This is a genomic window from Bradyrhizobium sp. (assembly GCF_030646015.1).
In the GTDB taxonomy this organism is placed as follows: domain Bacteria; phylum Pseudomonadota; class Alphaproteobacteria; order Rhizobiales; family Xanthobacteraceae; genus Bradyrhizobium.
The window spans coordinates 1-18,555 of record NZ_JAUSLT010000170.1 but is presented as its reverse complement, the minus strand read 5'-3'; the positions used below and the strand labels follow the sequence as shown (position 1 = coordinate 18,555).

17 protein-coding genes are annotated in these 18,555 nt (G+C 64.2%); 10 read left to right on the top strand and 7 right to left on the bottom strand.

All coding sequences use genetic code 11. From position 1 onward, the window contains the following. Genes Q7T45_RS25010 through Q7T45_RS24995 form a run of 4 tightly spaced genes read left to right on the top strand, consistent with a single transcriptional unit; the run spans window position 1 to window position 2,984 of the window. Entirely contained in the window at window positions 1-807 is an 807-nt protein-coding gene (locus Q7T45_RS25010) for an ABC transporter ATP-binding protein (RefSeq protein ID WP_304874476.1), read from the top strand. Further along, window positions 807-1,526, top strand: coding sequence for an ABC transporter ATP-binding protein (locus Q7T45_RS25005; RefSeq protein WP_304874474.1), 720 nt, complete (start codon window positions 807-809; stop codon window positions 1,524-1,526). Before Q7T45_RS25010 ends, Q7T45_RS25005 begins: the two co-directional genes overlap by 1 nt. A gap of 37 nt (window positions 1,527-1,563) precedes the next feature. Beyond that, window positions 1,564-1,872: a DUF6166 domain-containing protein gene (locus tag Q7T45_RS25000; protein ID WP_304874473.1), complete on the top strand. Its 309-nt coding sequence runs from the start codon at window positions 1,564-1,566 to the stop codon at window positions 1,870-1,872. Further along, on the top strand, window positions 1,872-2,984 hold the full coding sequence (locus Q7T45_RS24995) for a Zn-dependent alcohol dehydrogenase (RefSeq protein WP_304874472.1): 1,113 nt from the start codon (window positions 1,872-1,874) through the stop codon (window positions 2,982-2,984). The genes Q7T45_RS25000 and Q7T45_RS24995 overlap by 1 nt, the downstream gene beginning before the upstream one ends. 151 nt (window positions 2,985-3,135) lie before the next feature. Here the strand turns inward: Q7T45_RS24995 and Q7T45_RS24990 are convergent, their stop codons facing one another. From Q7T45_RS24990 to Q7T45_RS24980, 3 genes are all read right to left on the bottom strand, one after another. Further along, window positions 3,136-3,822, bottom strand: a complete 687-nt coding sequence (locus Q7T45_RS24990; protein WP_304874470.1) for a GntR family transcriptional regulator — start codon at window positions 3,820-3,822, stop codon at window positions 3,136-3,138. Window positions 3,823-4,046: 224 nt separating this feature from the next. Beyond that, window positions 4,047-5,219, bottom strand: coding sequence for an acetyl-CoA C-acyltransferase (locus Q7T45_RS24985; RefSeq protein ID WP_304742099.1), 1,173 nt, complete (start codon window positions 5,217-5,219; stop codon window positions 4,047-4,049). Between the two features lie 216 nt (window positions 5,220-5,435). Then, complete coding sequence (locus tag Q7T45_RS24980) at window positions 5,436-5,921, bottom strand: hypothetical protein (RefSeq protein WP_304874468.1); 486 nt, start codon at window positions 5,919-5,921, stop codon at window positions 5,436-5,438. A 179-nt stretch (window positions 5,922-6,100) separates the two neighbouring features. Between Q7T45_RS24980 and Q7T45_RS24975 the strand changes: the two genes are divergently transcribed. The 5 genes from Q7T45_RS24975 (at window position 6,101) to Q7T45_RS24955 (ending at window position 12,161) form a co-directional block, all read left to right on the top strand. Continuing rightward, a complete protein-coding gene (locus tag Q7T45_RS24975) occupies window positions 6,101-7,594 on the top strand; it encodes an FAD-linked oxidase C-terminal domain-containing protein (RefSeq protein WP_304874467.1) in 1,494 nt (497 codons plus the stop codon). Between the two features lie 10 nt (window positions 7,595-7,604). Beyond that, window positions 7,605-8,837 (top strand): FAD-binding protein, encoded by a 1,233-nt coding sequence (locus tag Q7T45_RS24970; RefSeq protein WP_304874466.1) that lies wholly within the window; start codon window positions 7,605-7,607, stop codon window positions 8,835-8,837. After that, on the top strand, window positions 8,834-10,150 hold the full coding sequence (glcF, locus tag Q7T45_RS24965) for a glycolate oxidase subunit GlcF (RefSeq protein ID WP_304874464.1): 1,317 nt from the start codon (window positions 8,834-8,836) through the stop codon (window positions 10,148-10,150). Before Q7T45_RS24970 ends, glcF begins: the two co-directional genes overlap by 4 nt. Window positions 10,151-10,227: 77 nt before the next feature. Continuing rightward, window positions 10,228-10,707, top strand: coding sequence for a histone (locus Q7T45_RS24960; RefSeq protein WP_304874544.1), 480 nt, complete (start codon window positions 10,228-10,230; stop codon window positions 10,705-10,707). A 422-nt stretch (window positions 10,708-11,129) separates the two neighbouring features. Beyond that, window positions 11,130-12,161 (top strand): TorF family putative porin, encoded by a 1,032-nt coding sequence (locus tag Q7T45_RS24955; RefSeq protein WP_304874463.1) that lies wholly within the window; start codon window positions 11,130-11,132, stop codon window positions 12,159-12,161. 208 nt (window positions 12,162-12,369) lie between these two features. Here Q7T45_RS24955 and Q7T45_RS24950 read toward each other — a convergent pair whose 3' ends face one another. Then, entirely contained in the window at window positions 12,370-14,118 is a 1,749-nt protein-coding gene (locus tag Q7T45_RS24950; RefSeq protein ID WP_304874462.1) for an ABC transporter ATP-binding protein/permease, read from the bottom strand. Window positions 14,119-14,386: 268 nt separating this feature from the next. Between Q7T45_RS24950 and Q7T45_RS24945 the strand changes: the two genes are divergently transcribed. Beyond that, window positions 14,387-14,806: an META domain-containing protein gene (locus Q7T45_RS24945; RefSeq protein WP_304874461.1), complete on the top strand. Its 420-nt coding sequence runs from the start codon at window positions 14,387-14,389 to the stop codon at window positions 14,804-14,806. An 8-nt stretch (window positions 14,807-14,814) separates the two neighbouring features. Here the strand turns inward: Q7T45_RS24945 and Q7T45_RS24940 are convergent, their stop codons facing one another. The 3 genes from Q7T45_RS24940 to groEL all read right to left on the bottom strand — a co-directional run. Next, window positions 14,815-16,326 carry an NAD(P)/FAD-dependent oxidoreductase gene (locus Q7T45_RS24940; RefSeq protein WP_304874460.1) on the bottom strand — a complete coding sequence of 504 codons (1,512 nt, stop codon included), beginning with the start codon at window positions 16,324-16,326 and terminating at the stop codon, window positions 14,815-14,817. Window positions 16,327-16,451: 125 nt separating this feature from the next. Continuing rightward, window positions 16,452-17,648, bottom strand: a complete 1,197-nt coding sequence (locus Q7T45_RS24935; protein WP_304874459.1) for a hypothetical protein — start codon at window positions 17,646-17,648, stop codon at window positions 16,452-16,454. Between the two features lie 114 nt (window positions 17,649-17,762). Further along, window positions 17,763-18,555 (bottom strand): chaperonin GroEL (gene groEL / locus Q7T45_RS24930; protein ID WP_304874458.1); only part of this gene is annotated, 793 nt, incomplete at its 5' end.

Sequence of the window (18,555 nt, the reverse complement as noted above, 5' to 3'; positions counted from 1 at the left end):
ATGCAGATCGATACCGCCGCAGCCCGCGCTACGGCGCCGCTGTTCGAAACCATCAACGTGACCAAAGCCTTTGGCGTGTTCAAGGCGCTGCGCAATGTCTCATTCTCGGTCAGCGACGGAGAGTTCGTCTCGATCGTCGGACCCAATGGCGCCGGCAAGACCACGCTGGTCAATGTCGTGACCGGCCTGCTGCGCCCGACGGTTGGCGAGGTTCGCTTCATGGGGCAGGATATCGCCGGCATCGGGCCGGTTGAACTCGCACGACGTGGCATGTCGCGCGCCTTTCAGCTCGTCAACATCTTCCCGGCGCTGACGGTGCGCGAAACGCTGGCGGTGGCGGTGGCGTCCCGCCTGCGCCGGGTCGGTAATCCGTTTCGCTCGCTGAGGCGCGACGACGTGCTGCAGGCCGACGCCGAGCGCATCGCGGAAGTGCTGGGCTTGCGTGCCCGGCTTGAAACCGTGGCCTCGACGCTGTCGCAGGGCGAAAAGAAGCTGCTCGATATCGCCAGCGCATTCGCGCTCAATCCCAGCGTGATCCTGCTGGATGAGCCGACCAGCGGCGTCTCGTCCGGCGACAAGCATGCGATCATGGGGGTCCTCGTCACCGCCGCGAAGGCCGCGGGCGTTCGTGCCATCGTCCAGGTCGAGCACGACATGGATCTGGTCGAGCGCTATTCGCATCGCATTGTCGCCCTTCAGGAGGGCACCGTGCTGGCCGACATGGCGCCCGATGCCTTCTTCAAGGACCCGGCGATGATTTCAGCCGTGGTGGGAACGCGTCCGCAACCCCTGAGAAAGATGCATTGATGCTCGAAGTTTCGAACCTCAAAGTCGACATCGAGGGCAGCCGTATCCTCAACGGCATTAGTCTCACGGTGGCTGCGGGCGAACTGGTCTGCCTGGTCGGCCGCAACGGCGCCGGCAAGACCACGACCTTCCGCAGCATCATGGGATATCGCCGTGCGCAATCCGGCAGCATCAACTTCGACGGCGCTGACCTGACCAAGCTGCCGACCTGGCAGATCGCTCAGAGTGGCATCGGTTTTTCACCGGAAGAGTCCGAGGTCTATGCGGACCTGACCGTGGCCGAGAATATCGAACTGTCGACCTGGACGCGGCCCTCCGGCCGCCCGGCCGTCGTGAGGATGGAAGAGGCCTACACGGTCTTCCCGAAACTGCGGCAATATCTGGCGCGCGGCGGCGCGCAACTGTCCGGAGGCGAGCGCAAGATGGTGTCGATCGCACGGGCGCTGACGCTCGACCCGAAGCTGTTGCTGCTCGATGAACCTTTCGAGGGTCTGTCGCCGGCGATCATTCCCCTGATCGCCGAGGGCGTCGCCTCGATCCGGGCCATGGGCAAGGGCGTGCTGATTGCCGAATCCAACGTGCACCACATTCCCGATTACGTCGATCGGATCTATGTTCTGGAGCGCGGCGAGGTGATGTTTTCGGGCACGCTGTCGCAGGCTCATGGGGACCGCGACGTCATGCGGGTGATCGCAGGCCAGATCGAGGTCGCCTCATGACCAGGACAACGCATTCAGGTCGAAGCGGGAGGCCAACATGAAAAGCTATGTGGGAGACCGGACCATCGATGGCGTCAAGGTGACCGTTGACGGCGCGCCGCTTGATCCCGGCGTTGACGTGGCGGAGTTCACCAAAAACGGATTCGAGTGGAGCTACGAAGGTCCGGAGCCGCGCCAGCTGGCGCTGGCGCTGCTGCTCGACCATCTCGGCGACAAGGACAGGGCGAAGGCCTCGGTCGAGCCGTTCATGGCCGCGGTGGTGGCGAATTTCGGCAATGAATGGGAGATGACTTCGGCCGACATCGACCAGGCGCTTGCGGCGCTTTCCGGCAAGGCGGTCGCCTGATGTCCCTGCAGTATCGCGCCGCGGTGCTGCATGCCGCGCAAACGCCGATGTCGATCGAGACCATCACCGCGGCGGCGTTGAAGCCGACCGACGTGCTGGTGCGGATCCGCGCCGCCGGACTGTGTCACACCGATCTCGAAGTGATCGAGGGATCGCTGCGCTATCCCTTGCCGATCGTGCTGGGCCACGAGGCCGCGGGGATTGTCGAGCAGGTTGGTCCGGCAGCACGTGGCGCTGAGGTCGGGGACCACGTGGTGCTGTCGTGGAATCCGCATTGCGGGCATTGCTTCTACTGCGACCGGGACGCGCCGATCCTGTGCGAGGAATATCTCGGGCTGGGCCCGAAGGCAGTGGCGTTTGACGGCAGCAATCGCGGCACCCTTGCCGATGGCAGCGATGTCCAGCAGCTGATGTTTTTGGGATCGTTCGGCGAATATTGCATCGTATCGGACCAGCAGGCAATTCCGGTGCCGAAGGAAATGCCGTTCGACCGGGCCTGCCTGATCGGCTGCGGCGTCATGACCGGCGCGGGTGCGGCGCTCAATCTCGGGGCGATCGCGCATGGCGATACCGTGATGGTGATCGGCTGCGGCGCGGTCGGCCTCGCCGCGGTGCAGGGCGCGCGGCTGGCGGGCGCCGGCGCCATCATCGCCGTCGATATCGACCCGGCCAAGCTGGTGCTCGCCGCCAGGATGGGCGCCACCCATGGCGTCGATGCCTCGAAGGACGATGCGGTAGCCGCCGGCAAACGCAAAACCAACGGCCGCGGCGTCGATGTCGTGATCGAATCCGCCGGCAGCGCGTCGGCGTTTCGGGTGACCGCCGAAGCGGTGCGGCCGGGCGGACAGATCATCTGGCTCGGCAAGATCGACGTCGACAAGGACGTCTCGTTCCGCTGGGGCTCGCTGATGCAGGAAAAACGCATCCGCCGCGTCAGCTACGGCAACGCCCGCCCGCGCCGCGATTTTCCGCTGCTGGCGCGCGCCTATCTCGACGGCGCGCTGATGCTGGACGAACTGATCACCCGCCGCATCAGGCTCGACGAGATCAACGACGGGTTTTCTGCACTTAAGCGCGGCGAGGCCATTCGCAGCGTGATTGTGTTCGATTGATGTTTCTTCGCCTCGTCCCGCTTGCGGGGAGAGGCCGACGCGCGAAGCGCGGCGGGTGAGGGGGACTATCCGCGAGTCCGGTGCCGCGGTGAGAGCCCCTCACCCTAACCCTCTCCCCGTGAAGAACGGGGAGAAGGGGAAGAACAACCCATCACGTATCCAGCGTCTTCCTCGCGAAATCCTCGATGTAGTCGATCAGCCGGTCCGATGCGGTCGCGGCCGCCTTGGCTTTCTTCTGCGATACCGCCCGGGCGACCGCGGCATGCAGTTTGGCGGCAAGCGGCAGGTCGGCGACTTCCTGATAGTGCTGGTACCAGAACCGGCGCGACAACGCGTTCATCAGCCCCATCGAGCGCCGCGCGAATTCGTTGCGGGCGGCGGTTGCAATCAGGATATTGAAGCGCTGGTCGAGCCGCATGAAGGCGATGTCGTCGGCTTTCGCGGCGGCGGCGAGCATGGATTCCGCCACCTCGGCGAATTCGCGGCGCTCGTCGGGGGTGGCCCGCTCGGCCGCCAGACTCGCCATCAGCCGCTCGAGTTCGCGCCGTACCTCGAGCAGGCGCAGTTGCAGCCGCAGATTGATTTCGGAGACCATGATGCCGCGCCGCGGCATGATCACCACCAGCCCGTCCCGCGCGAGGCGCTGAAGGGCTTCCCGGATCGGGGTCCGGCCGATCTTCAGGCGCACCGCAAGCGCCTGTTCCGACAGTACCGTTCCAGGCGACAATTGCAGCGTGACGATCATCTCCTCGAGCTCGTGGTACGCACGATCGGTTAGCGTGCCGTCCTCGCCTTCAGCGACGCGAGACCGGCCTTTCCTCGGCGTTTTCGACTTCAAATCGTTCCTCGTCGCGGCCGCTGGAAGGCATGAGCCGGCGTGCCTTCGCGCCCATCCCAAGCATATATTTCCCGTATATCATGAGGCATCGCGGCAGCGTCAACCGAAACGTTGGACAACCTCCAGTTTGCCGCGAGATGCCAGCCGGACTCAAAAGAAAGCAGCGCGGCGGTCACCCGTCGCGCTGCTGGTCTTGTGCCGGCCGTGCCGGACTAAGGCAAAGCTCAGCTGTAGATTTCGAACAGGCCCGCGCCACCCTGGCCGCCGCCGATGCACATGGTCACGACGCCCCACTTGGCCTTGCGCCGGCGTCCCTCCTGCAGCAGGTGACCGGTACACCGCGCGCCGGTCATGCCGAAGGGATGCCCGATCGCGATCGAGCCGCCGTTGACGTTGTACTTCTCGGGATCGATGCCGAGCTTGTCGCGGGAATACAGGCACTGGCTGGCGAAGGCTTCGTTGAGCTCCCAGATGTCGATATCCTCAATCTTGAGCCCGTGGCGCTTCAGCAGCCTCGGCACCGCGAACACCGGGCCGATGCCCATCTCGTCCGGCTCGCAGCCTGCCGCCGTCCAGGCGACGAAGCGGCCGAGCGGATTGAGGCCGCGCTTTTCCGCGTCCTTGGCTTCCATCAGCACGACGGCAGCGGCGCCGTCCGACAGCTGGCTGGCGTTGCCGGCGGTGATGTACTTGCCGGGACCCCTCACGGGCTCGAGCTTGGCGAGGCCTTCCATCGTGGTCTCGGGCCGGTTGCATTCGTCGCGGTCGACCGTGTAGTCGACGATGCTCTCGGCCTTGGTGGCCTTGTCGACCACCTTCATTTTGGTCTTCATCGGGACGATTTCGTCCTTGAACTTGTTGGCCTGCTGGGCGGCGGCCATGCGGCGCTGCGATTCCAGCGAGTACTCATCCTGGTATTCGCGGCTCAGCTTGTAACGCTCCGCGACGATATCGGCGGTGTCGATCATCGCCATGAAGATGGCGGGCGCCACTTTGAGCAGGTCCGGATCGACCGCTTCCTTCGGCAACGGGCCGCCGGGGATCGAGATGCTTTCGACGCCGCCGGCCACGATGCAATCGGAGCCGTCCGAGCGGATCGAGTTGGCGGCCATCGCGATGGTCTGCAGTCCCGACGAGCAGAAGCGGTTGACCGAGACGCCGGCGGTCGACTTCGGCAGGCCCGCGAGCAATGCGGCCTGGCGGCCGATATTGGGCGCGCCATGGGCGCAATTGCCGATATAGCTGTCCTCGACGTAATCCTTGTCGACGCCGGCGCGCTCGACGGCGTGCTTGATGGCGTGGGCCGCCATCGACATCGGCGGAGTGATGTTGAACCCGCCGCGGCCGGACTTCGCCAACCCGGTTCGCGCATAAGAAACAATAACCGCTTCACGCATTTTCTTGATCTCCCTTTGAAGCGGCCATTATGCCCCGCAATAGATTGCAAGCGTAGAGAAATTTCGTGCGAGGCGGCAAAATATCGCCTGTTGCGGCCTCGAATTCCACACGCGTTCCGCTGTGCGGAAAGACCGCGGAATCGTGGGACGCTCATGGCGAGCGCCGCGCTATTTGACCCACGCTGCGGCCACGTGACGCTCGATCTGGAGAAGGGGCTACCGGCTGGCCAGGGTGTTGCTGATCCGGGTGACGACGCTATCCCACTGACGCTTTTCGGCGGCTGGATAATTGATCAACACGCAATGGGCAAAGCGCCCGGCGAAATTGCAGCGATTGTACCAGATTCTTCCATTACGGAAGCTCGATACCACGAAGAACCGCGGTGTTACCCGCTTGTACACGATGCCCGGCGGTGGGTTTTTCCGGGCCAGGAAGGCGGCCGGCGAAAGTCCGGCGTCGTTGACAACCGACTGCATGGTCAAATCGGCGCGGCGGTCCGATGTCAGGAAGCGACCGCCATATCCTCCCTCCGGCTTTCCGGCCGCTTCGGTGAATATCGAGGCTGGAATGTCAACCGCGGCCCCGGTCTCCGGGACGCTGTACCTGACCCAGTCGATCGCCGCCGGAGCAGCCCTGATAGACGAAGGCGCCGTGACAACCGTGGCAATGGACAAAGCAATGCAATAATGGCGCAGGCCCATGGTATCCTCCTGCTGTCACAATGAATGGCGCGCGATCTTCGTTCCCCGATGCCCGACGCGCAATCGGAATTCCGCCGGCCAACCGGATGGCCTACCCAAAGCGCTCGAGACGTGCTTGATTTCCAATGATAATTCGACGAGAGCGAAGGTGCCCGCAGCCGGCACGGGAGGCCTGACAAATGACCATCATGATGCCCGCTTCCGATCAGGCGGTGCTGGCGCGCCGCGACGAGATCGTGGCGGCACTGCGCGGGATCGTGCCGGGCGAGGGCGTGATCGACAGTGCGGCCGAGATGGTGCCTTACGAGTCCGACGGGCTGATGGCCTATCGCCAGCCGCCGATGGTGGTGGTGCTGCCGGACACCACCGAACAGGTCTCAAACGTCCTGAAATACTGCTTCGAGCAGGGCATCAAGGTGGTGCCGCGCGGTTCCGGAACCTCGCTGTCCGGCGGCGCGCTGCCGCTGGCCGATGGCGTCTTGCTGGGCCTCGGCAAGTTCAAGCGCATCCGCGAGATCGATTTCGACAACCGCGCGGTCGTGACCGAGCCGGGCGTCACCAATCTCGCCATCAGCCAGGCGGTCGCGCATGCCGGATTCTATTATGCACCCGACCCCTCGTCGCAGATCGCCTGCTCGATCGGCGGCAATGTCGCGGAAAATTCCGGCGGCGTGCATTGCCTGAAATACGGCATGACCACCAACAACGTGCTGGGCTGCGAAATCGTCCTGATCACGGGAGAAATCCTCCGGATCGGCGGCAAATCCGCGGAAACCTCGGGCTACGACCTGATGGGCATCATCACGGGATCGGAAGGCCTGCTCGGCGTCATCACCGAGGTCACGGTGCGGATCCTGCAGAAACCGGAAACCGCCCGCGCCCTGATGGTCGGTTTCGCGCAAGTCGAGGCGGCCGGCGAATGCGTGGCGCGGATCATCGGCGCCGGCATCATCCCGGGCGGCATGGAAATGATGGACAAACCCGCGATCCACGCCGCCGAAGCCTTTGTGCATGCCGGCTATCCGCTCGACGTCGAGGCGCTGCTGATCATCGAGCTCGACGGTCCCGGCGTCGAGGTCGACGAGTTGATCAGCCGCGTCGAGGCGATCGCGCAAGGCTGCGGCTCGACCACGCTGCAAATCTCCACGTCCGAAGTTGAGCGCAATTTGTTCTGGGCCGGCCGCAAGGCGGCCTTTCCGGCGGTGGGGCGGATCTCGCCGGATTATCTCTGCATGGACGGCACCATTCCGCGCGGTGCGCTGCCGCAGGCGCTGGCGCGGATTCGCGGTCTCTCCGAAAAATACGGCCTGCGCGTCGCCAACGTGTTTCATGCCGGCGACGGCAACCTGCATCCCCTGATCCTGTACGATGCCAACCAGCCCGGCGAGATGGACAAGGCCGAGGCGTTTGGCGCCGACATCCTCCGGGTCTGCGTCGAACTCGGCGGCGTGCTGACCGGCGAGCACGGCGTCGGCGTCGAGAAGCGCGACCTGATGCCGGAAATGTTCTCGGAGATCGATCTCAACCAGCAGCAGCGACTGAAATGCGCCTTCGACGCGCAGGGCCTGCTCAACCCCGGCAAGGTGTTTCCGACCCTGCATCGTTGCGCCGAACTCGGCCGTGTGCATGTGCACGGCGGCAATCTGGCGTTTCCTGACATTCCCCGGTTTTAAGCAGGCGCGCGTGGACACCTTGAAAATACGTGATGCGGCTGACGTCGAGCAGGCGGTGCGCACGGCCATCGCCAGCGAGCAGCCGCTGGAAATCATTGGCCATGGCAGCAAGCGGCTGATCGGCCAGCCGATGGCGACCAATGCGCTGCTCGATCTGTCGGCGCTGAACGCGGTCGTGGCCTACGAGCCGAACGAGCTGATCATCACCGTGCAGGCCGGCGCCCCGCTGGCCGACGTGCTCAGCCTGATCGATTCCAAAAACCAGCAATTTGCGTTCGAGCCGATCAATACGTCGGCGCTGCTGGGCACGCCGGATATCGGGACCATCGGCGGCATGATCGGCGCCGGCCTCGCCGGTCCTCGCCGCATCCGCGCGGGCGGCGCGCGCGACCATCTCCTGGGCGCGCACGCGGTGTCGGGTTTCGGCGACAGTTTCAAGGCCGGCGGCAAGGTGGTGAAGAACGTCACCGGCTACGACCTCTGCAAATTGCTGGCGGGCTCCTGGGGCACGCTCGCGGTCATGACGGAAGTGACCATGAAGGTGATGCCGCGGCCCGAAAGCGAACGCACGCTGGTGCTGCGCGGGCTCGACGATGTCACCGCGAACCGGGCGATGACGGTGGCGCTGGGCTCGCCGTTCGACGTATCAGGCGCGGCGCACCTGCCGGCTTCGGCGTTTCGGGCAGGGATCGGCGGGCTGGGGGACATGGGAGCGCAGGCGCTCACGCTGCTGCGGCTGGAGGGCATCACGGCCTCGGCGGCGCATCGCGCGGCTTCGTTGATGACGCTGCTGGCGCCATTCGGCGCAGCTGAAATTCTGCAGGATGCCGCCTCGGCGGCACTCTGGAGTTCGGTTCGCGACGTGAAGCCGTTTGCGGCTGACGGCGCGCTGGGCGCGTGGCCGGTGTGGCGGATCGTCTGTCCCCCCGCGACAGGCGGGGCGCTCGGCCAGGCGCTGTCGCGCGACACCGGCGGCGACGTGGTCTACGACTGGGGCGGCGGCCTGATCTGGGCGGCCCTGCCGCCGAAACCGGATGCGCAGGCGGCGCTGGTGCGCGCGCGCGTCAACGCCGCCGGCGGCCATGCCACCTTGATACGGGCACCCGAACATATCAGGCGCAATATCGACGTGTTCCATCCGCAGCAGGAAGGCCTTGCGAAGTTGAGCGAACGCGTCCGCCACGGCTTCGATCCGAAGAACATCCTCAACCGCGGCCGGATGATACGAGGGGCCGCGACATGAAAACCGAATTCAGCCTGGCGCAGCTCGCCGACCCTGATATCGCGGAGGCCGACAAGATCCTGCGCGCCTGTGTGCATTGCGGTTTCTGCACTGCGACGTGCCCGACCTACGTGCTGCTCGGCGACGAACTCGATAGCCCGCGCGGGCGGATCTATCTCATCAAGGAAATGCTGGAAAAGAACCGGCCGCCGACCGCGGAGGTGGTCAAGCACATCGACCGCTGCCTCTCCTGTCTCGCCTGCATGACCACCTGTCCGTCGGGGGTCAACTACATGCATCTGGTCGATCAGGCGCGGGTGAAAATTGAAGAGGACTACTCCCGACCGCTGACCGAGCGGGCCTTGCGCGCGGTTCTCGCCTTCGTGCTGCCGCGGCCGCAATGGTTTCGCTGGAGCATGATTCTGGCGCGGCTTGGTCGGCCGCTCAGCGCCTTGTTGCCGACCCCCAAAACGGCCCAAGGGTCGCCCGGTTTGTTACGGCGAATCAAGGCGATGCTAGCGCTGGCGCCGGGCAGGCTGCCGCCATCGGGCCCGGCCGGGGGCAGCGTTTTCCCGGCGGTCGGCGAGCGGCGCGGACGGGTCGCGCTGCTGCAGGGCTGCGCCCAGCAGGTGCTGGCGCCGCGCATCAATCAGGCCGCCGTCAATCTGCTGACGCGGCACGGCATCGAGGTGGTGCTGGTCAAGGACGAGCAATGCTGCGGCGCGCTGACCCATCATCTCGGACGCGATGGCGATGCGCTGGCGCGCGCCCGCGCCAACATCGGCGTCTGGCTCGAGGAGGCCGGACGGGACGGTCTCGATGCCATCCTGGTGACTGCGTCGGGCTGCGGCACGGTCATCAAGGATTACGGCTTCATGCTGCGCGAGGACCGCGATTTCGCCGGCCCGGCCGCCACGGTTTCCGCGCTGACAAAGGATATTACCGAGTATGTCAGCGGCATCGAACTGCAGCCATCGCAGCAGCCGCGCGATATCACCATCGCCTATCACTCCGCGTGTTCGCTGCAGCACGGACAGAAAATCACGCAAGCTCCGAAAGAATTGCTTTCCAAGAACGGATTCGTGGTGAAAGATGTACCGGAGAGCCATTTGTGTTGCGGTTCGGCGGGGACTTACAACATTCTCCAGCCCGACATTGCCAGCAGTTTGCGCGATCGAAAGGTCGCCAATATTGCGACAGTGAAGCCGGACATGATTGCTGCGGGCAATATTGGCTGCATGGTTCAGATTGCCGGCGGTACGTCAGTTCCTGTGGTGCACACGATTGAGCTTCTCGATTGGGCGACAGGCGGTCCCCGGCCAGGATCGAACTGAATCGTTTGGCCCCGTGCGGAAGCGGACGGCTTGAAACGCCGGATAGACATTTGATCGGCGGCAACAGGAGGTTCACGATGGCTAAAGGGAAGAAGAGCAAGAAGGGCAAGAAGGCTAAGAAAGCCAAAAAGGCCGTAGCGGCGAAGAAGAAAACCGCCAAGAAAACCGCCAAGAAATCTTCGAAGAAGTCGGCAAAGAAGGCCAAGAAGTCCGCGAAGAAAGCTGCCAAGAAGTCGGCAAAGAAATCGGCACCGAAAAAGTCCGCCAAGAAATCTGCCAAGAAATCGGCGAAGAAGGCCAGCGCCAAAAAGAGCCCGGCCAGGAAGGCGGCCGCCAAGCCCGCGGCTTCCGCGCCCGCAGCTCCCAAACCTGCCCCGCGCAAACGTGCCGCGCCCAAGCCCAAGCCGGCCGCGGAGCCGATGGTTGCGCCGACCCCGGCTCCCGCGCCTGAACCCGCGGCTCAGAGCTGGGCGTCTCCGAGTCCTGCGGCTTCCAGCCCGGCGCCGTCCTGGGAGCAGTCGCCTTCCAGCGCAGATGACGACACGCGTATCGAGTAAGGGCGCAAACAGCGAATGACGTTTCAAGGCCGCAGCATTCGCTGCGGCCTTTTCGCTGCGATTCTATTGTCCGGCGCGGGACGGGTGCGGGGCGGTGCAGGTTCCCTCCGATTCGCCGGCGCCTCGATTGGTGCGGGCGCTCCGTAGTTTTGCGGGCGCCAACCGGCCTGCCTATGCACTTCAGCCGACACTGGAAGCCGCAAAGAACCGCCAAAATGTTGTCTTAATGCAACACCCGTCGACAACATTTCCTGAAAACGCGCGAACGCCCAAAAAGGCGGCAGATGCTTGTCTTTTTTGCTTCACGCAACCGGTGGGGCGTACCAGATTGCAGTCAGGTTAAGGAATTTGGTTACAGTCGGTTACCGCTAGTCCCTGGGGGGCCCCGGAACTGGACTGTTTTAAAGGTGATGGGGATCGTCATGAAGAAGATCGTTTTGTTAGCAACGGCGCTGGCAATGGTATCGGGTTCGGCTCTTGCGGCAGATTTGCGGGTCAAGGCCGTCAAGGCGCCGCCGCCGGTGGCATTCGATCCCTGGGATATCGCCTTCGGTAGCTCGATCGCCAGCGACTACATCTTCCGCGGCATCACCCAGTCCAACCACAAGCCCTCGGTCTCGGCCTACTTCGAGCCGCGCTACAACGTCACCAAGGATTTGCAGCTCTACGTCGGCCTCGCCGGCGCCAGCATCTCCTTCCCGAACCGCGCCGCCGCTGAAATCGACATCTACGGCGGTATCCGCCCGACCTTCGGCGCCTTCGCCTTCGACTTCGGTGTCTGGGGTTACCTGTATCCCGGCGGCACCTGCCACTACGGCGCCGCCACCGACACGGCCGGCGTTCCGCTCAGCAACGAGTGCCAGACCAACTTCCTGTTCAACGGCAACGTCATCAAGAAGAACCTGAGCTTCTTCGAAGCCTACGCCAAGGTGAACTACACCGTGAACGACATGTTCACGATCGGCGCCACCGAGTACTACACCCCGAGCTTCCTAGGGTCGGGTGCCTGGGGCAACTACGCGTCGATCACCGGCAAGTTCACGGCGCCCAGCTCCACCTTCGGCTCGAGCGGCCTCGGCATGTACATCTCCGGCGAGTTCGGCCGGCAGTGGCTTGGAACCTCTGACTCGTTCTACGGCACGGGCTTCACCAATCCCGGCTTTGCGGGACCGTTCCCGAACGGCATCAACTACGCCGACTACAACACCTGGAACATCGGCGTCGGCTTCACCTACAAGGTGTTCACGCTGGATATTCGCTACTCCGACACCGACCTGTCGAAGGGTGATTGCAACGCCTTCACCAGCGATTTCGCAGCCCGCGGCAACATCACCGCAGCTTCCGGCACCTCCATCACGGCGATCAATCCAACCGGCGTCGGCTCCAGCTGGTGCGGCGCGGCCGGCATCGTCAAGCTCTCGGCTGACCTGACCGCGATGACCAACCTGAAGTAAGTTCTTCTCTTCGAGATCTTGAGGGGCGGCAGAGCGATCTGCCGCCCCTTTTGTTTGGGCTGAAGAAGGCGAGCTTGGCTAAGATTGAGCGTCTCCCAACCTCAGCCGATTAGGCGCGCTTTTTCTTCTCCCCGCAACGCGCAAGGGCGCGTAGCGGGAGGGGAGCGAAAGCCTCGCCGCCGTCAGCATTACCGGCCAGCGCCGGTCGTCATAACGGCTTGGCGCTGGCGCCGCCTTCCTGCAGCGTAAATTCATTGCCGTCACGGGCGAGCACGACATTGCGCTGGTGGAAGGCCTCGAGCGTCGAGCGATGGCCGATCGAAACCAGGGTGGTGGCCGGCAGTTTCTCCCGGAGCAGACCATACAGCGCCGCCTCGGAAGGTTCATCGAGCGAAGCGGTTGCTTCATCGAGGAACAGGTACTGCGGCGCATGCAACAGCGCGCGTGCGAGCCCAAGGCGCTGTTGCTCGCCGAGCGAGAGCATCCGGTTCCAGTGACCGTGCTCCTCGAGTTGCAGCGCCAGCTTCGGCAATCCCACCGCTTCGAGCGCCTGGCGGATTTGACCGGCCGGGAAGGTCCCGTCCTTGCCGGGATATTCGATCGCCGCGTGCAGCGATCCGACCGGGAAATACGGCCGCTGCGGCAACATCATCATGGTCGCGTTCGCCGGAATGGCGATGGAGCCCGCGCCGAACGGCCAGATGCCCGCGATCGCCCGGAACAGCGTCGACTTGCCCGAACCGGACGGACCGGTGACCAGCGTGCGCTCGTCCTTGCGCAAACTGAATCCGTCCGCGTTCACCAGCGGCCTTCCGTTCGGCAATTGCACGGACAGCCCCTTGAGGTCGATGGCGCCGTCGCCGGCCGCCTGGACGACATGAATCCTCTCGTTGCGGGTGGCAAGTTGCCTTGCCGCGGATATCCCCGCCTCAAATCCGTCGAGCCGGTTCACCACCGCCTGCCACTCAGCCAACTGGCGATAGATGCTGATGAAGAACGACAGCGCGCCCTGAACGCTGGAAAAAGCCGATGCGGTCTGCATCATGCCGCCGAGCTGGATTTTTTCCGCGAAGTAGGCCGGCGCGACCAGGATGTAGGGGAATATCACCGAAGCCTGCGAATAGCTGGCGGTGAACGCCGTCAGCTTCTTGGTGCGGGACATGATGGCGAGCCAGTTCTCGACAACGCGTCCGAAGCGGACCAGCAGGCGCTCACGCTCGGCTTCGTCCCCGTGCAGCAGCGCGATTTGCTCGGAATTTTCCCTGACCCGCACCAGGTTGAAGCGAAAATCCGCCTCGTATTGCTGTTGCCGGAAATCGATCCCGACCAGCGGCCACCCGATCAGATGGGTCAGCACGGTGCCGAGCACCGCATAGATCAGCGCGCCCCAGACCAGGTACCCGGGAATCGCAAAATCCCGTCCGAACAGGTGCAGCGGCGCGGCATTGGAAAGTCCCCACAGGATGACGACAAAGGAAGCCAGCGTGACGATCGAGCTCAGCAGGCCGACGCCGATGTTGAGCGTCCGTTCGACGAACAGCTTGACGTCGTCGGTCATGCGCTGGTCGGGGTTGTCGGCGGCGTCGCCCTGAAGCTGCATCCGGTAATGGTTGGCCTGATCCAGCCATTCGCCGAGATAGTGCTTGGTCATCCACTGCCGCCAGCGGATCTGCAGCCATTGATTGAGATAGAGCTGGTAGACCGCGATCACCGTGTAGATGGCGGCGAGTACGCAGAAATAGGTGATCTCGGTCACGAAGGTGTCCCAGTTTCGCTCCTGCAGCGCGTTGTAGAACCGGCTATTCCACTGATTGAGCAGGACCGTGATGCCGACGATGGCAAGCTCGGCGGCGATCACCGCCGCCAGCAGCGCGCGGCCGGCCCACTTGTCTTCGGAGCGGAAATAGGGAGCGGCGATCCGCCACACGGTCACGAGCGTTGAGCCGATATTTTTCAAGATTAACGTCTCCGGGGAATGGCCCTGAAGGCCTGAGAAACGGCGGGGACCGCGTTTTATTAGACTAAAGTCTCATGTTCCTGCCTGTCGTGGTCAACCCTAGCATGGGTGCCGCGGCGAGGGGGCGGATGGTGCTCGGACTTCGCGAGGTTGTGAGCGGATCTTGATTGGGGCGTTGATGCGCCGATGGGCGAGCGATCTGGCCAATGTCGCGCGCATTCATTAGAACGGCGCTGGTTTTGCGTGCGGTGACATTTCGAGAGGCCTTATGATTTCAGTGTCTGGGTTTTTGACGCGGACCGTTGCATTGGTTCTGGTCTTGGTCGCGGCGGCCTTCAATCCCGGCCCGGCTCGCGCCGATGACGGTTTTCCGTTCGGGCTCGAGATGACGCTGGATGTGGCGCGTCAGCCCGGGTCGAAGCGGATTCCGTCGCTGGAGATCGGCGATGCCGGCGAGGTGATCCTCGAACTGTGGTGCAAGGGCGGCAAGGGCCAGTTCTCGGTGGCAGGCAACACGGTGATTTTCGTCGCCGGGCCGCTGCAGGACCGCGCCTGTCCGCCGGCGCGGGCGCAGGCCGACGATGAACTGGTCGCCGCCCTGAGCGAGGCCGCGACCTGGAAGCGGCAGGGCGATTTTGTCTCGCTGGTCGGACCGAAGACGCTGCGCTTTCGCATCAATACGAACTGAGGTCCCTACTAATCCTCGAGCAGGATCATGTCGGCGCAGGCGCCGCCAGCCTGCACCACGCCGCTGTAGCCGCCGAAGCCGGCATAGGCTGACGCCAGATAGAGACCCGCTACCGCCGTGCGCGGCGAGCGGTCCACGACCTGCCCGATCGATCGCGGCGGTATCGGCGCAAAGCCATAGACCGCGCCATCAGGCGCATTGAGATACTGCCTGACCGACAAGGCGGTGTTGAACGACGACGCCACCACGGCCTGGCTAAGGCCGGGATAAAGCGAATCCAGATAGCGGACGATGGCGTCCTGCCAGCGCCCGCGCTTTGCGCGGTAGGCGTCCATGTCCGAAGGGTCCCAGTTCGACAGCAAATCGGGTCCGTAGACCGACAGCACATGAGGCGGCGAGGGGATCCCGGAATCGATCGCGGCGAAATCGACCAGCGACATCGGCGGCATTCGCTCCCCGGGTTCACCGGCCATCAGCCTTGCGCCTTGCGGAAAGTCGGACAGCCGCCGCAGCTGGCGTGGCAGCAATTGCGTGGAATAGGCCGATACGCCGAATTCGCGCGGCGGCTTGTTAAGGCCGAGCGTCATGGCGAACAGCGAAATCGATGGCGCGTGGTTGGCGTAACTTGCCTGCAGCCGGTCGGCGGCCGCTTGTGGCATCAAGGCTACGAGCGCGCCGGGCGCGGCGTTGCCGATCACGCGGGCGCATTCCACGGTCTGGCTGTCGCTGCCGTCCTTGGCGGTGTGCGTGACGGCGCAGGCAGCGCCTTGCGCGTCGAGCGCAATGCCGGTCGCGACGCGGCGCAGCAGCACCTCGCCGCCGGCGGCGCGGATGGCGCGGGCCAGCGCGCTCGACAGCCGCTGCGATCCGCCTTGCACGAAACGTCCGCCGCTCCGCAGATAGCTGCCCTGCGCCATCGCGAAATGGATCCACCACAGCGTCGCCGGGTCGTCGTGAAAATACGAAAGGTTGGCGGCAAGCGCGCATTTGACGGCTTCGTCGTCGCCGAACACGGCATCGAGCTTTTGCGACAGCGACAGCGTCCAATCCGGCGAATTCATCAAGGTTGAGCTGTCTTGGCCGTCCTGCGCAAGCGAGCCCGCGGCCGATGCGATGGCCGCCATCTCGTCGAGCAATTGATGGATCCCGGCGCGGGCCCGCGGAAAACGCTCCGACAGCGCGCGCCTGGCCGCGTCGAAATTGTCCGGCATCACGAACGGCGCCTCGAGCGGGCCGCCGCGCGCCTCGTACAACGAACCTGCCGGAATCCACTTCACCGCGTCGAGCACGTTCGCGCGGCTCAGCGCGTCATGCTTGGGGTCACTGACATGATGCGGGTCGCTGGTTTCCTGCAGCGAGCCTTCGATGAACAGGTCGCCGGATTTGTAGCTCGACGCGGCGCCCCCGACCGAGTTGCTGCGCTCGATGACCAGCACCTTGCGTCCGGCGCGCGCCAGGATCGCACCGGCCGTCAAGCCTCCGAGGCCGGCGCCGATCACCACTACGTCACAGCGCGCCATCAATTCCCTGAAGCTTCTCGTGCGGATATGTACCGTTCTTTGCCGCTGGGAGGCGGCATGTCAAATGCACGAATGCATGGACAGGGTGCGTTTGCGAAGCTCCCGGTGGATCCGCGAGAACCGTTCTATTTCCAGGCGTTCTTGTCGCCGTCCCAGCGCTGGCCCTTGAACTCCCTGGCCAGCGCATCGACCGAGCCATTGTCGTCCTTCAGCTCGCCTTCCTCGTCGAGGCTGGACTCCTCCGCCAGGTTGAGCTTGGGGCCCGAGGTTTCGTCCGCCGTCGAAATGGCGGGGCTGCCGATCCACAGCATCAGCCGGTCGGTCGCGCCGGGCTTGTCCGGCGACACCATCGCGATCACTTCGACGGTCTCGGTGAGGCCGAGTGCCGGGAAGATCTGGCTCGGCCGCTTCAGGGTGATCTTCAGCTTGCCGGTATTGGCGTCCCAGGCCGACGCCGAATTCTTCGCCGCCAGCGTCCTGGCCAGCACGCCGGAAATCGTCGCCGCCAGCTTTTCCCGATTGAGCTTGTCGCCATCGCGCCAGTCGGCGGCGGCGAAACGGATGGTGCGATCCATTTCCACGAGGCCTGAGGTCCAGCCAGCGGCGACCACGCCGGGCGACGATTTGGCTTTCGCAATCAGGGCCGCCGATCGCTCCGGATCGATATTGATGTTGATGGTCTGCTGGCCGGCGCGCATCGCGTCGCAGGAGACGCTGAGGCTGCTGAGGGAAACCTCGAGATCCTGTCCCTTCAGACTTTTCAGGAAGTCCAGCGCGGCGTCCAGCTTGACCCGCACGCCAATCGATTCCGGCGACACTTCGGTGAAATCCTTCGGGCTCTCCGTGATGCCGTCGTCGGTGGTCTGGTTCTCCTGGAATTCCTTTTCGCTGAGATCGGAATTATCTGTCGAAGTCACTTCCGTCACGGCCGTGCCGACGCTGATCTGCCCGCGGAACTCAAAACTGTCGCCGGTCGGCTTGCGCACCAGCCGGACCGTGACCGGTTGCTTGTCGCCGAGGCTCTGGGTCGTGCCGGTCAGGGTCTGGCCGTTGACCGCGAGGGTGGCGACGAAGCGGTCCTTGCGGTCGCTTCCCTTCTCGGCGGGATAGCAGACGTCGAGCACCGCCGCGGTGACGGTCTTGCCCTGGCGGGTTTCCTTCAGAACGACATCGGCCTGGCCGTCCATCAAGCCATCGATCGCCGTGAAATATCTGATCTCGCTGGCACCCGGCGCGGCCTTGGTCGGGGGCTTCGTTTGAGCCAAGGTGAAATCCGGCGCAGCTGTCATCAGACCGGCCAGGCAGAATAGAAGCGCGCGCATTTGAACGTTCCCCGAGGATCCAGAATCGGGCGTTACCGTAGAGCTTTTTTGCCAAAAAAGAAGGCCGCCCGGAGGCGGCCTTCGTCGATCGGTCCGGTCGGTAGCAGGCGGGCCTTAGAAGCCCATGCCGCCCATGCCGCCCATGCCGCCACCACCGCCGCCTGGCATCGGCGGCGCCGGCTCCTTCGGCAGTTCGGCGACCATGGCTTCCGTCGTCACCAGCAGCGCGGCCACGGAGGCAGCGTCCTGCAGCGCGGTGCGCACCACCTTGGCCGGGTCGATGATGCCCTTGGCGACCATGTCGACATATTCCTCGTTCTGCGCATCGAAGCCGAACGTCTCCGACTTGTTTTCGAGGATCTTGCCGACCACGATCGAGCCTTCGACGCCGGCGTTCTCGGCGATCTGGCGGACCGGAGCTTCCAGCGCCTTCAGCACGATATTGATACCGGCCTGGACGTCGGAATTGTCGTTGTGGATACGGCCGACGGCCTTCTTGGCGCGCAGCAGCGCCACGCCGCCGCCCGGCACGATGCCTTCCTGCACCGCCGCACGGGTCGCGTTGAGGGCGTCCTCGACGCGATCCTTCTTCTCCTTGACCTCGATCTCGGTGGCGCCGCCGACGCGGATCACCGCGACACCGCCGGCGAGTTTTGCAAGACGCTCCTGCAGCTTCTCGCGGTCGTAATCCGAGGTGGTCTCCTCGATCTGTGCCTTGATCTGGTTGACGCGGGCTTCGATGTCCCTCTTCTTGCCGGCGCCTTTGACGATGGTGGTGTTTTCCTTGTCGATCACGACCTTGCCGGCGCGGCCGAGCATGTCGATCGTGACGCTTTCCAGCTTTATGCCGAGGTCATCCGAGATCAGCTGACCGCCGGTCAGGATCGCGATGTCTTCCAGCATCGCC

Coding starts and splice junctions, on each gene's coding strand:
- Q7T45_RS25010 (WP_304874476.1), top strand. CDS start 1: ATGCAGATCGATACCGCCGCAGCCCGCGCTACGGCGCCGCTGTTCGAA.
- Q7T45_RS25005 (WP_304874474.1), top strand. CDS start 807: ATGCTCGAAGTTTCGAACCTCAAAGTCGACATCGAGGGCAGCCGTATC.
- Q7T45_RS25000 (WP_304874473.1), top strand. CDS start 1,564: ATGAAAAGCTATGTGGGAGACCGGACCATCGATGGCGTCAAGGTGACC.
- Q7T45_RS24995 (WP_304874472.1), top strand. CDS start 1,872: ATGTCCCTGCAGTATCGCGCCGCGGTGCTGCATGCCGCGCAAACGCCG.
- Q7T45_RS24985 (WP_304742099.1), bottom strand. CDS start 5,219: ATGCGTGAAGCGGTTATTGTTTCTTATGCGCGAACCGGGTTGGCGAAG.
- Q7T45_RS24980 (WP_304874468.1), bottom strand. CDS start 5,921: ATGGGCCTGCGCCATTATTGCATTGCTTTGTCCATTGCCACGGTTGTC.
- Q7T45_RS24975 (WP_304874467.1), top strand. CDS start 6,101: ATGACCATCATGATGCCCGCTTCCGATCAGGCGGTGCTGGCGCGCCGC.
- glcF (WP_304874464.1), top strand. CDS start 8,834: ATGAAAACCGAATTCAGCCTGGCGCAGCTCGCCGACCCTGATATCGCG.
- Q7T45_RS24960 (WP_304874544.1), top strand. CDS start 10,228: ATGGCTAAAGGGAAGAAGAGCAAGAAGGGCAAGAAGGCTAAGAAAGCC.
- Q7T45_RS24955 (WP_304874463.1), top strand. CDS start 11,130: ATGAAGAAGATCGTTTTGTTAGCAACGGCGCTGGCAATGGTATCGGGT.
- Q7T45_RS24945 (WP_304874461.1), top strand. CDS start 14,387: ATGATTTCAGTGTCTGGGTTTTTGACGCGGACCGTTGCATTGGTTCTG.
- Q7T45_RS24940 (WP_304874460.1), bottom strand. CDS start 16,326: ATGGCGCGCTGTGACGTAGTGGTGATCGGCGCCGGCCTCGGAGGCTTG.
- Q7T45_RS24935 (WP_304874459.1), bottom strand. CDS start 17,648: ATGCGCGCGCTTCTATTCTGCCTGGCCGGTCTGATGACAGCTGCGCCG.